This is a genomic window from Methylobacterium marchantiae, from assembly GCF_042679825.1.
In the GTDB taxonomy this organism is placed as follows: Bacteria; Pseudomonadota; Alphaproteobacteria; order Rhizobiales; family Beijerinckiaceae; genus Methylobacterium; species Methylobacterium marchantiae.
In genome coordinates, this window is record NZ_JBHTND010000009.1 from 94333 (window position 1) to 106733 (window position 12401).

At 68.4% G+C, this 12401-nt stretch carries 11 protein-coding genes; 6 read left to right on the forward strand and 5 right to left on the reverse strand.

Translation table 11 applies throughout. The annotated features are described in order from the left end of the window. Positions 1–68 precede the first annotated feature (68 nt). Positions 69–929, forward strand: coding sequence for a DMT family transporter (locus ACFQ4G_RS08775; RefSeq protein ID WP_238207556.1), 861 nt, complete (start codon positions 69–71; stop codon positions 927–929). Between the two features lie 42 nt (positions 930–971). Here the strand turns inward: ACFQ4G_RS08775 and ACFQ4G_RS08780 are convergent, their stop codons facing one another. The 4 genes from ACFQ4G_RS08780 to ACFQ4G_RS08795 form a co-directional block, all read right to left on the reverse strand. Continuing rightward, positions 972–2243 carry a hemolysin family protein gene (locus ACFQ4G_RS08780; protein WP_238207558.1) on the reverse strand — a complete coding sequence of 424 codons (1272 nt, stop codon included), beginning with the start codon at positions 2241–2243 and terminating at the stop codon, positions 972–974. Between the two features lie 126 nt (positions 2244–2369). Beyond that, positions 2370–3599 (reverse strand): MFS transporter, encoded by a 1230-nt coding sequence (locus ACFQ4G_RS08785; RefSeq protein ID WP_238207560.1) that lies wholly within the window; start codon positions 3597–3599, stop codon positions 2370–2372. A 154-nt stretch (positions 3600–3753) separates the two neighbouring features. Next, positions 3754–5751, reverse strand: coding sequence for an OmpA family protein (locus tag ACFQ4G_RS08790; protein ID WP_379040102.1), 1998 nt, complete (start codon positions 5749–5751; stop codon positions 3754–3756). Between the two features lie 228 nt (positions 5752–5979). Beyond that, positions 5980–7008, reverse strand: coding sequence for a DUF2865 domain-containing protein (locus ACFQ4G_RS08795; protein ID WP_238207564.1), 1029 nt, complete (start codon positions 7006–7008; stop codon positions 5980–5982). 148 nt (positions 7009–7156) lie between these two features. On the opposite strand from ACFQ4G_RS08795, the gene ACFQ4G_RS08800 reads away from it, so the two are divergent. Further along, positions 7157–7696, forward strand: coding sequence for a CreA family protein (locus tag ACFQ4G_RS08800; RefSeq protein WP_379040104.1), 540 nt, complete (start codon positions 7157–7159; stop codon positions 7694–7696). 97 nt (positions 7697–7793) lie between these two features. Here ACFQ4G_RS08800 and ACFQ4G_RS08805 read toward each other — a convergent pair whose 3' ends face one another. Next, positions 7794–8135, reverse strand: coding sequence for a hypothetical protein (locus ACFQ4G_RS08805; protein ID WP_238207566.1), 342 nt, complete (start codon positions 8133–8135; stop codon positions 7794–7796). Positions 8136–8484: 349 nt separating this feature from the next. Here ACFQ4G_RS08805 and cysS point away from each other — a divergent pair, with 349 nt between their 5' ends. The 4 genes from cysS (at position 8485) to ACFQ4G_RS08825 (ending at position 12179) form a co-directional block, all read left to right on the forward strand. Then, positions 8485–9867: a cysteine--tRNA ligase gene (gene cysS, locus ACFQ4G_RS08810; protein ID WP_238207569.1), complete on the forward strand. Its 1383-nt coding sequence runs from the start codon at positions 8485–8487 to the stop codon at positions 9865–9867. Next, positions 9864–10484 (forward strand): hypothetical protein, encoded by a 621-nt coding sequence (locus tag ACFQ4G_RS08815; protein ID WP_238207570.1) that lies wholly within the window; start codon positions 9864–9866, stop codon positions 10482–10484. The genes cysS and ACFQ4G_RS08815 overlap by 4 nt, the downstream gene beginning before the upstream one ends. A gap of 152 nt (positions 10485–10636) precedes the next feature. After that, positions 10637–10975: a helix-turn-helix domain-containing protein gene (locus tag ACFQ4G_RS08820; protein ID WP_238207572.1), complete on the forward strand. Its 339-nt coding sequence runs from the start codon at positions 10637–10639 to the stop codon at positions 10973–10975. Further along, positions 10965–12179: a type II toxin-antitoxin system HipA family toxin gene (locus tag ACFQ4G_RS08825; protein ID WP_238207574.1), complete on the forward strand. Its 1215-nt coding sequence runs from the start codon at positions 10965–10967 to the stop codon at positions 12177–12179. The genes ACFQ4G_RS08820 and ACFQ4G_RS08825 overlap by 11 nt, the downstream gene beginning before the upstream one ends. The last annotated feature ends 222 nt before the right edge of the window (positions 12180–12401 follow it).

A 12401-nucleotide genomic window follows, 5' to 3' on the forward strand; every position in this document is an offset into this window, starting at 1 on the left:
GGAATGGTTGTCAAGGCGCCTTGGCCGGGCCCGTCGGGCGTGGCGGAAACCCGGGATGGCACACGGCGATGCAACGGAACGCGGCGGGATGGGGCAACGGCCTCCTGGGCGTCATCATCTTCAGCGCCTCCCTGCCGGCGACCCGGGTGGCGGTGGGCGGTTTCTCGCCGATGTTCCTCACCTCGGCGCGGGCGGTGATCGCGGCCTCGCTCGGAGCGACGATGCTCCTCGCCCTGCGGCAGAGGCGGCCTGAGACATCCGACCTCGCGTCGCTGGCGATCGTCGCCCTCGGCGTCGTGGTCGGCTTTCCGCTGCTGACGGCGCTCGCGCTCCAACACATCACCTCGGCGCATTCCATCGTCTTCATCGGCCTCCTGCCCCTCGCCACGGCGATCTTCGGCGTGGTCCGGGGCGGCGAGCGGCCGAGCCCCGCCTTCTGGCTGTTCTCGGGGATCGGCAGCCTCACGGTGGCGGGCTTCGCATTGCTTCGGAGCGAGGGCGGCTCGGTCGGCGGCGACCTCCTGATGGTGGCGGCGATCCTGCTCTGCGGGCTCGGCTACGCCGAGGGCGCCACCCTGTCGCGCCGGCTCGGCGGCTGGCAGGTGATCTCCTGGGCCCTGGTCCTGTCCCTGCCGGTGATGGGAGTCGTCGCGCTGGCGAGCCTGCCGGCGGCGTGGAGCGGCATCGGCCTCCCGGCCTGGATCGGCCTCGCCTATGTCTCGGTCTTCAGCATGCTGGTCGGCTTCGTGTTCTGGTATCGCGGGCTGGCCCTGGGCGGAATCGCCGGCGTCGGGCAACTGCAATTGCTGCAGCCGTTCTTCGGCCTGGCCCTGGCGGGTCTGCTCCTTCACGAGCCCGTCGCCCCAAGCATGCTGGCCGTGACCAGCCTCGTGGTCCTCTGCGTGGCGGGGGCCAAGCGCTATGCCTGACTTGCCGGGTTTCGAAAGGCGAGCAGGATCGGCCTGTGACGCTCAGGCGATCCGCGACACCAGGATCTTGTCGATGCGGCGTCCGTCGAGATCCACCACCTCGAAGCGCCAGCCGGCGATGTCGCAGGTCTCGCCGGTCTCCGGCAGACGCTGCAGCCTGGCGATGACGAGGCCGGCAGCGGTCTCGTAGTCCCGGCTCGATTCGATCTTGATGCCGAGCTGGTCGGCCATCTCGTCCACCGGCATCCAGCCAGCGATGAGCCAGGACCCGTCCTGGCGCTGCACCGCCTCCGGCTCGGGATCCTCCGAATGGAAGGCGCCCGCGATGGCGTCGAGGATGTCGGCCGGGGTCACGAGCCCGTCGAAATGGCCGTATTCGTCGTGGACGAGGGCCATCGGCACCTCCGCCGCCTGGAGCGCGGTGAGCGCGTCGAGGGCATCGAGCGTGTCGGGGAGCACCGGGGCGCTGCGGATATAGGCGCGGAGATCGAACCGCTCGTTCTCGATGAGCGCCTTGACCAGCTCGCGCACCTGCACGACCCCGAGCATGTTGTCCGGATTGCCCTCGCCGACGGGAATGCGCGAATGCGGGCTCGAGACCAGCATGGCGCGGATCTCCTCCGGTTCCTTGTCGAGGTCGATCCAGTGGACGTCGGTCCGCGGGGTCATCACGCCGCGCACGGCGCGGTCGCCGAGGCGCAGGACGCCGGCAATCATCTTGCGCTCGTCGGTCTCGATCACCCCCGCGGTCTCGGCCTCGGCGACAATGGTGCGGATCTCTTCCTCCGTCACCGCGCTGGCGCTGGAGGCCTCCTGGCCGAGGATGCGGAACACCGCGCGGGTGGAGGCGTCGAGCAGCCAGACGGCGGGCAGCGCGATTCGCGAGACCAGCCGCATCGGCCGGGCGACGAGGCAGGCGATGCCCTCCGGATCGCGCAGAGCGACGTGTTTGGGCACGAGTTCGCCGATGATCACGGACAGGTAGGTGATGGCGGCGATGACGATGCCGTAGCCGAGGGGATCGGACACCGCCTTCGACAGGCCCGCCTGGAACAGGATCTCGGTGAGACGCTCGCCCAGTGCCGCGCCGGAGACCGCGCCGGAGAGGATGCCGACGAGGGTGATGCCGATCTGAACGGCGGAGAGGAACCGGCCGGGTTCCTCCGCCAGCGCCAGCGCTGCCCTGGCGCCGGGGCGGTGCGCCTCCGCCATGGTGCGCAGGCGCGACTTGCGCGAGGAGACGACCGCGAGTTCGGATAGCGCGAAGGCGCCGTTGAGGGCGATCAGGGCGACGGCGACGGCGAGCTCGAACACGTTCGGTTCCGTAGAGCCGGAGCCGCTTGGACCAAGCGAGCCGGACTTCCTCTGTTGGTGGCGGTCGCTCGCCGGTGCTCTGATCAGAGACGACGACGGCCTAGATGGGCCGTCGCGGCGGGCGGGTCAACGGTCGAGGTCGGGTGATGTCGCCGGGACCAGCGGTGGCAGGCGCGAGAGATGGAGGGCGATGCCGAGCGCCACCCCGTAGAGGCCGCCGAAGAAGGCGACCACGCCGGCCCAGCCGGAATGGGCGAAGAACCACCCGCCGGCGGTCCCCAAGACCGAGGAGCCGAGATAGTACATGCACAGGTAGATCGACGAGGCCTGGGCCCGGTCGCGCAGGGCCCTCCGCCCGATCCAGGAACTCGCCACGGAATGGGCGCCGAAGAAGCTCACCGTGACCACGACGATGCCGGCGATGATGAGGGGGAGCCGCTCGGACAGGGTCATGAGGATGCCGGCGAGGCCGAGGAGGATCGCCAGCCACAGCACCTTCCTCCGCCCGAACCGGCTGGCGATCTCGCCGGTCGCGGCCGAACTGAACGTGCCGGCGAGATAGACCACGAAGATCGCGCCGATGGCCGTCTGGCTGAGGTTGTAGGGCGGATCGAGCAGGCGGAAGCCGACGTAGTTGTAGACGCTGACGAAGCCGCCCATGAGCAGGAACGCCTCGGCGAACAGCCAGGGCAGGCCGGGATCGCGGAAATGCTGGCCGAACGTGCCGGGCACCTGGCGCCAGCGCATCCGATTGGCGAGGAAGCGCCGCGAGGGCGGAAGTCCCCGCCAGAACAGGATGGCGGCGAAAAGCGCCAGGACACCGATGGTCCCGAGCCCGATGCGCCACGACGCATGGTCGGTGATGATGCCGGCGAGCAGCCGGCCGACCATGCCGCCCATGGCGTTGCCGCCGATGAGGAGCCCCATGGACAGGCCGATGGCGCGGCCGTCCATCTCCTCGCTGAGATAGGCCATGGCGACGGCGGGCAGGCCGCTCGCGGCAAGGCCCGTCAGGGCGCGCAAAGCCAAGAAGCCGTGCCAGCTCGGGACGATGACGGCGATGAGCGTGAGGATCGCCGAGGCGAACAGGGAGGCGACCATGATCGGCTTGCGGCCCCACACCTCGGAGAGCGGGCTGACCACGAGGAGGGCCAGGGCCAGCATCGCGCAGGGGAGCGAGAGGGACAGGCTGCTCTCGGCCGGAGAGACGTGGAATTGATCGGCGAAGACCGGCATCAGCGGCTGCACGCCGTAGAGCACGGCGAAGGTGGAGAAGCCCGCCGCGAACAGGGCTAGCGTGGTCCGACGGAAGATCGGCGTCCCCGCCGTGATCAGGCGGTCGCTCTCCTCTTCCATGCTCGCCATTCTCCTTGGTCGTCGCGCTCGCCGTGCGGGCGAGGCGGCATCTCGGTTCGGGGATCGTCGGGGAAGCACGGAACGGCGCGGGCCGCACCCCTCTTTCGAGACATGCGGCCCGTGACGTCACGACAATGCGGTCGGATCGGCTCCCTCAGCGCGGGGGCGGCGCGGCCTCGCTCTGCTGCTGGATCAGCGGCGTGATGCGACGCACCGTGACCCGGCGGTTCTCCCTGGCGGCTTCCTGGGTGTTCACCTTCAGGGCCTGCTCGCCATAGCCCTGGGTGGTGAGGTTCTCCGGCGGAACCTGGAAGTTCTGGCTGAGCACCGTCGCCACCGACTGGGCGCGGCGATCAGAGAGCGACAGGTTGTCGACCTCGCTGCCCACCGCATCGGTGTAGCCCTCGATGAGGAACACTTCCTGCGGGTTGGCCTTCACCGCCTGGTTGATCGCCGCCGCGATGTTGCCGAGCCGCGATGCCTGATCCGGCGTCACGTCGAACGATCCCGAATCGAAGGTGATCGTATCGATGTCGACGCTGCGCATCCGGGCACGCAGCTGCGGGCTGTACCGCACCTGATCGAGAGTGTAGCGCCGGTCAACCGCAGTCACCGGCGGTGCGGACAGGGCCTCGTAGACCTGCCGCTCGTCGGCGCCTTCATAATTCACCACGTAGCGGTCGCGGGGGATGCGGATATCCGGCGGCGGCAGATCGACCACGTCCTCATAGATCGGGCGCTGCGGTCCGCCGAAACCATTATCGATGATCACGACCTCGCGGCCGTCGCGGAAGCGACGCGAACGACGGACGAGACGGCCGTCATCGTCCACCACCGTGACGATCTGGATACCACCCGGACGGTCGAGATAGGTGATCGTGTCGCCGCCACGGCGCTCGCTGCGATAGGCGCCGCGATCGAGGTAGCGGAAGCGCTCGTTCTCGTCGTGCCGGATGAAGTAATTGTCGCGGTCGCGCACGATGATGCGGCCCGGCTCGCGGATGTAGGTGCGGCCGCCTTCGCTGAATTCGCGTCGGTCGCGACGGACCTCGTCGTAGCTGCGGACGTCGTCGCCACGGAAGCCGCCCTCGACATAGCCGGGACGACCCGGACGGTTGAAGCCGTCGCGGCGGTCACGCTCATCCCTGCGCTCGAACGCATCGCGGCGCTCGCGGTCGCGACGGTCGATCTCTCCACGACGCTCCGGATCGACACCTGCCGGCGGGACCGCGGCGGGCGGGGGTGCCCGGTCGGTGGTGGTCGGACCGGTGATGACGCCGGGCTTGTTCTCGTCCGCGCCACGCTTGTCGGGGCCGCGATCGTTCCGGTCCTGCCTGTCCTGCGCCTGACCCGGCGGGACGAACGGCTTTCCCGGGACGCCCGGACGGGCATTGGGCGCCGGCTTGGCGTCGGGAGCTTTCGGCTCGGGCGACCTCGCATTCGGCGGAGCATCCGCCGGAGGACGCCGGGCCGGGTCAGTCCTGTCGCCACGGTCGGGCTTGTCGCTGCGGTCGGGCCGGGTGTCGCGGTCGGGCCTCTCGCCACGCTCGGGCTTGGTATTCGCGTCGGGCTTGTCGCTGCCGGCGGGCTTGCCGGGCTTCTCGCCGCGGTCGGGCCTCTCGCCGCGGTCCGGACGGGCGGGACGATCGGGCGTCGCATCGCGCTCCGGCGCTGCCGGGCTGCGCTCGCGGGGGGCAGGTGCCTCCTTCTCTGTGGGCTTGGGGGCGGGCGCGTCGGGAGTGCGATCGCGGGCAGCCGGAGGTGTCGGCCGCTCGGCCGGAGCACGATCGGGTCTGTCGGGGCGCTCGGGTCGATCGGGCCGCTCCTGGCGCTCGGGGCGCGCAGGACGTTCCGCCGGCGCCGGCTGCTCACGGGCCGGGGCCCGCTCCTGGCGCGGCTCGGGCCGTTCGGGGCGCTCCGCTCTCTCGGGCCGTTCGGCACGTTCCGGACGTTCCGCTCTCTCCGGTCGGCCAGCGCCACCGCGCGGTCCGTCGCCACCGCCGCGGGGATCCGCCTTTTCGCCGCCTGGACCGGCCTGGGCCATCAACATCGGGCCCGGTTCAGCCGTGTCCGGCCTCGCCGACAAGGGCCCTGAAAGGACCAGAGCCGGCAGCATCGTGCCGGTCAGGAAGAGCAGGCGGGTGGTCCGCATCGATGGTCACTCACAAACGTTGTCGAGGCCATCGGAACCGGATGGAGCCGAGATGGTTCCGGATTCATTCGCGGCACATCCGTCCGCGACCGCCCTGTCAGGTCGGTGAGCGGCTGTGCGATGAACACTTAATCCCGTATTGCCAGTAGGTTAGGTGAGCGTCGCGAGACCTGTCGGCGAAATCGCGGACAGATCCGTTGTTTTCACTCCACCACCCGCAACACCCGATCAGGGCGCGGTGACCCTCGCCGGTACGGCGATCATGTTCGGGGCGATGATGCGAACGCTCGGACGTTCGTCGCCGCCGGCTGATGCCGATGTCGCGGCGATGGCGGCATCGGTAGCGGCACCGTCGCGTGTCACGCCGGCATCGGAGACGACGGCTCCATTGCGGCTCGCCGCATCGGCGGCGATGACGGCCGCGGTCTTGTCGGCGCGTCCGGCGAGGGTCACGCGCACTTTCGGACGCGACATCGCCTCGGCCTGCATCGGCGTGACGAAGATGTCGCCCTTGTGCCGGACGAGCATGCTCTCGGCCTTCACGAGGGATTGCGCCCAGGTCTGGTTGGCCTTCTTGCACGAGCAATCCGGCGTGAAGCTCTTCTGGAACTTGAACGCGTTGGCGAGGGAGACATAGGCCCGGCTGCCCTTGATCGACGCGGCCTGTTTCAGGCCGTCATCGCCGTGGGGCATCGAATAGGCCACGGCCTCGGTGCCGGGGCAGAGCGCCTGGCACAGGTCGTTCGCGCCCTCACGGCCCTCGGGCAGGTTGTTCATCGGGAAATACGCGCCGTCGCAGGTCCTGACGCAGACCACCTGCGGTCCGCCCCGGCCCCGCTGCTCGGCCACGATTCCGTCGACGATCCGCGGGCCGGTATCGGCGCAGGAGGAGGCGATGGCCGCGGTGAGCTGTCGCCGGCGGGCGGCGGTGACCTCGCCGTTCTCCGCGCCGTAGCCAGCCTGGAGGGCCCGGATGCGCTGCTCGACCGCGCCGCATTGCGGCGGGCGCGAATCGAAGAAGAGGAACTTGCCGCCCTCGCAGCTGAGGGTGCGGTAATAGGCTTCGAGCCGGCCGATCTCGTTCTGGAGCGCCCGGGCGGTGTTCGCGCCGTCGCTCAGATTGGCAAGTTCGTAGCGGTATCGCTGGCATTGGGCGCTGGGCGCCTGCGCCTGCACGGCCGTGCCGAACGCGATCGCAGCCATGGCTGCGCCGAGCGTTGCGACGAGCTTGCGGATCTGTGGGAGGATCAGCGGCATGGCCTATCTGAAACGGGTGTGAAGCTTTGCGGTTCCGGCCCTCGGATAGGGTACGGAACATTACATTTGCAAACGGTGTCTAACCGCCCTCGCCGAGAGGCGACAGTGTTCCCACATGCGCATCGACCAACTTGAGGGGAATGGTGTGATGATGTGGCTTCGTAGTCTCACAGGTCGGGTGGCGGCGGCGGGTCTGGCGGCTCTCGTGGTGAGCGGGACGGCGGTTCGCGCCGACGATGCGGATCGGATTTTCGACAAGTCCACCGTCTGGCGTCCGCTCACCCCGAACGACAAACTGGTGGTCTACGGCATCGACGATCCCGAGGTCGCCGGTATCGCCTGCTGGTACACGCAGCCCGAGAAGGGCGGGATCAAGGGGACGCTCGGCCTCGCCGAGGACGTGTCCGACATCTCCCTGGCGTGCCGGCAGGTCGGCCCGGTGACGTTCAAGAATCCGAAGGACAAGCTGCAACAGGGTGCGGTCGTGTTCAGCGAGCGTCGCTCGCTGATCTTCAAGTCCATGCAGATCGTCCGCGGCTGCGACGCCAAGCGCAACACGCTGATCTACATGGTCTATTCCGACAAGGTGATCCAGGGATCGCCCAAGAACTCCACCTCCGCGGTCCCGCTGATGCCCTGGGGAACCACCGAGGCGCCGCCTCGCTGCAGCGATTTCTTCAAGGGCTGATCCTGCCGGCCGCGCCGTCCGATCCGCGTCACGGCCCTGCGGGACCCGGTCCTCGCAGAGACCCGATCCTTGCGAGGACTTCAGTCTTTGCAGCGACTCAGTCTTTGCAGGTGATGCGGATCGGCGGCTCGACGGTCTTGGCCGCCGGGACCTGCTCGATGGCACCGGTATATTCGTCGGCGGCGGCGATCCCGAAGGAGCCGGCCACGGCAAACCCTTGCGCCTCGCACCAGGCATCGGCCACGACCTGACCGCACGAACCGCTGCCCGCCGCTAGGCACTCGCCGACGCCGTAGCCCTCGGCCGCGGGAATCAGGAAGGTCTTCTCGACCTGACCCGGTGCCCGCGCGGGGCTCTCGCCGTCACCGACGGCCAGTGCGGCGGAGGAAATCAGGGCGAAGGCGCAGAGAGCGCCGAGACCGGCAGCCGAGCGTCGCATGGGCATGACCTTGATGGCAGGATTCGCGGATGGAGGATTCGCGTTTGGGAAAATCTCGGCGGCGTCGGTAAACAAACCCTTTCCAGGTCGTCGCGACGTTGACCGAAACTCCTCCGGCGTCGTTCTCGAATTCATCACCGTTTTGGGTTAGCGCAGTTGGTCGGAAGGGTCCGTCGCCTCCGTGCAACACGGTCGGCGCTTGGCATCCGGTCCATCCGGTCACCGCGATTCCCGGGCGAACCCCTCGCGAATCGCAAAAGCTGATCGGTTCTCGGAGTTTAGGGCTTGGGGGCCGGCGGCATCCGCGGAGGCGGCGCGGTCCCGGGCCGAGGTGACGAAAGACGGTTTCATGGCGCCGATGTTGCGGCTCTACAACACGCTGACCCGCGAGAAGGCGCCGTTCGCGCCGATCGATCCGACGCATGTGCGGATGTATGCCTGCGGGCCGACGGTCTATGACGCCGCCCATATCGGCAATGCCCGGCCGATCATCGTCTTCGACCTGCTGTTCCGGCTGCTGCGCCACCTCTACGGCGAGGCGCACGTCACCTATGCCCGCAACGTCACCGACGTGGACGACAAGATCAACGCCCGCGCCGCCGAGCGCGGCATCACCATCCGCGACCTCACCGACGGGACGCTCGCCGCCTTTCACGGCGACATCCGCGACCTCGGCGTGCTGATGGCCGAGGATGTGAACGTGGCGGGCGAGCGCCCGCGCTTCGTCGAGCCCCGCGCCACCGACCATATTTACGAGATGCACGCGATCATCGACGGGCTGGTGACGGCGGGCCACGCCTATGTGGCGGAGGGGCATGTCCTGTTCGACGTGCCGTCGACGCCCGATTACGGCGCACTCTCGAAGCGGCCCCTCGACGAGATGGAGGCCGGCGCGCGGGTCGAGGTGGCGCCCTACAAGCGCTCGCCCCTCGACTTCGTCCTGTGGAAGCCCTCGAAACCCGGCGAGCCGTCATGGCCTTCGCCGGCCGGCATCGCCGAACCGGGGCGTCCGGGCTGGCACATCGAGTGCTCGGCGATGTCGTGGAAGCACCTGGGCAGGACCTTCGACATCCATGCCGGCGGCATCGACCTGATCTTTCCCCATCACGAGAACGAGGTCGCCCAGTCGCGCTGCTGCTTTGGCACCGATGTCATGGCCAATGTCTGGCTCCATAACGGATTCCTCCAGGTGGAGGGGCAGAAGATGTCCAAATCGCTGGGCAACTTCATCACCCTGCGCGAGGTGCTGAAGGACTGGCCGGGCGAGGTCGTGCGCCTCGCCATGCTGAAGACGCATTACCGCCAGCCGATCGACTGGACCGTTCGCGGTCTGGAAGAGGCGGCACGGATGATCGATCGCTGGTACGACATCGTCGGCGACGTCGCCGCGGGATCCGAGGCTCCCGCCGCCGTGGTCGAACCGCTCCTCGACGACCTCAATACCGCCGCGACGCTCGCCGAACTGCATCGCCTCGAAGACCCGGCGTCGCTGAAGGCCGGCGCGGGCCTGCTCGGCCTGCTCGGACGGACGAAATCCGCGCGCGACGACAGTGCCATCGCCGCGGCGGGCGTCGACGTGGCGGCGGTGGAAGCCGCGATCGAGGCACGTCGTGCCGCCCGCGCCGCCAAGGACTGGCCGGCCTCCGACCGCGCCCGCGACGCGCTCGCCGCCATGGGCGTCGCCGTCAAGGACAACAAGGACGGCACCACCACCTGGAGTGTGGTGCCATGATCGCCCCCTCGGACCGGCAGCCCATCGTCGTGGCCGATGCGGGGCCTCTGATCCGGCTCGCCGCAGCGGGCATCCTCGATACGCTGCGCGGTCTCAACCGGCGGATCGTATTGGTGGACCGGGTCGAGGAAGAAGTGGTCGGCGACCTCTCCAAGCCCTTTGCTGCCGAGATCGCCGCCTGGATCGATGGCCTCGGCGAAGCCGCGCTCCGGGTCGAGACCGTGGTCGGCATCGGTGTCGCGGCCCTGCGCGCCCGGCCGCGGACTCCAGCAGGGGATGCCTTGCTGAAGTCCGCCCTGCGCGATTCCGGCGAGCAGGCGCTACGCGAGTTCGTGGCGCATTGGCACCCGACCGAGGCGAGTTCGGCGGTCGTGCTTTACGAAGATCGGAAGGTCGCGACCCTCTTCCTCGACGTGGAGTTCCCCGTGACGCTGATGACGACACGCGCCTTCGTGGCGACGGTGACGCGCTGGGGCATCAATCAGGACGCGATCGCCGCCCTTGAAGCCATTTCCGGTCTCTATGACATGAAGCCGGCCCTCGTCGGTGAGATCGACCCGAGCCAGCCCGGCGACCTGCGGACGTTGCCGCAGCCGATTCTACCGATCCGAACTTGACCGGCCGTCTCCCCGCCCTTGACGGGCGGTATGAACCTATACCGATTCGTTCCCCGTCAAGAGAGACGCCAGATCCCCCCTTCGGCAGGAAAACCGACCCGAAATAGAAAACATAGTTTCATCTAAGCCGCCCGAGATGCAAGGATGGTGGCATGACGAACGAACGCTCGGCCCATGCTCCCTTCGAGGTTTCGGAGGGTCTTCGCGAGATCGGGCAGTCCATCAGGGCCGCGCGACTGCGACGACGTCAGCTCGCATCCGACCTCGCGTCCCGCGTTGGGGTATCCCTCCCGACATTGCGCAAGCTCGAGAAAGGCGATCCTTCGGTGTCGCTCGGCGTCTTCGCCAGGGCCGTCTGGACCCTCGGCCTGTTCCCGGCCGTCCGGCGCGCGGTCAGTCCCGAGAACGATCACCTGGCCGCGGCCATCGAAACCAGCCGCCTTCCCAGCCGTGCGCGTCGCCCGCGCGACGTGAACCTCGATGACCTCTGACGTCTATGTCCATGTCCGCCACGAGGACGGGGCCACGGACCTCGTCGGCCGCTACCGGCTCGTCATGCCGGCGGCCGGTCGGTCCTATGGCGAATTCACCTATGTCGGGTCCTGGGTGAGGAACAGTCATGGCCGGGCTTTCGCCCTGGACCCGGAACACCTGCCGCTTCAGCCGGGGCCGTTCAGAAGCACCGGCCGTGGCCGACTTCCGGGCGTTCTGGCGGATGCCACTCCGGACCGTTGGGGGCGACGGCTCGTCGAACATCGTCGGCCTCACGACTCTCCCCCAATGATGCCGTCTGACTGGTTGCTCGCCCCCGGAGACGAGCGCGTCGGCTGCCTCGCCTTTTCCGAAACCCCGGCTTCCCCGTCGCCGCGTCCGGGCTACGCGGACACGGCTGACCTCGACAGCATCGCGGATGGATTCGAGCGTCTGGAACGAGGCGAGGCGGTCGAAGGGCTGGCGGCCCGCCTCTGGACAGCGGGTATGAGCATGGGCGGCGCCCGACCGAAGGCCGTCATCAAGCACGAGGGTGCCTTATGGATCGCCAAGTTCCAGAGGCGGGACGACACCTACGACCAATGCGGCGCGGAACACGCGACGATGCGTCTGGCATCCCGTTGCGGGATCGACGCCGCCGAAACCCGGGTGCTCGTCGTCGGGCCTCGTAAGGTCGTCCTGGTGAAGCGCTTCGACCGCGATGCGGCCCCCTACCACCCGACATGCCACTACATGAGCGGATTGACCGCGCTCGGATTGGATGAAACCTCCGATTCCGGCTCCTACCCCGAACTCGCCATGTTCCTCCTCCGACACGCGGCGCGGCACGTGTCGGACCGGCATGAGCTGTTCCGACGAATGGTGTTCAACGTCCTGTGCGGCAACCGGGACGATCACCTCAAGAACCACGCCTTCCTTCGATGCGGCGACGCATGGCGGCTTTCCCCGGCCTTCGACGTGGTCCCTCAACCGGATATGGATCCCCAGCAAGCCATCGGCGTCGGTCGGTCCGGGAGTTACCCGACGACCGCCAACTGCCTGACGCGGGTCGAAGATTTCGATCTCTCGCAGGATGAGGCCCGAGACATCGTCGCCACCCTCGTCATCCGCATGCGCTCCTGGCGTGCCGACTTCGTCGCCGACGGCGTCGATGATGCGACGGTCGAGCGGCTCTCACGCGCATTCTCGAAAGAACTCGACTGACTTACGGCAGGGAAGATTTCCTGCACGCGAAGAATCGCTGTCGCCTCGAACGCAAGGCTCGATGGACCCGACCCGGAACACCAGACGACGATGAGGACAACTCCATCATTGTATGTCCGCGCGACCGCGCGGTGGTGGGCGTCCGGCGAACGCGCTCATCCTCCTGTTCCTGGGACAAGCCGCCCCGGCGGCAGGACCGGTCCGGATGGCAGTGCGGGTTCT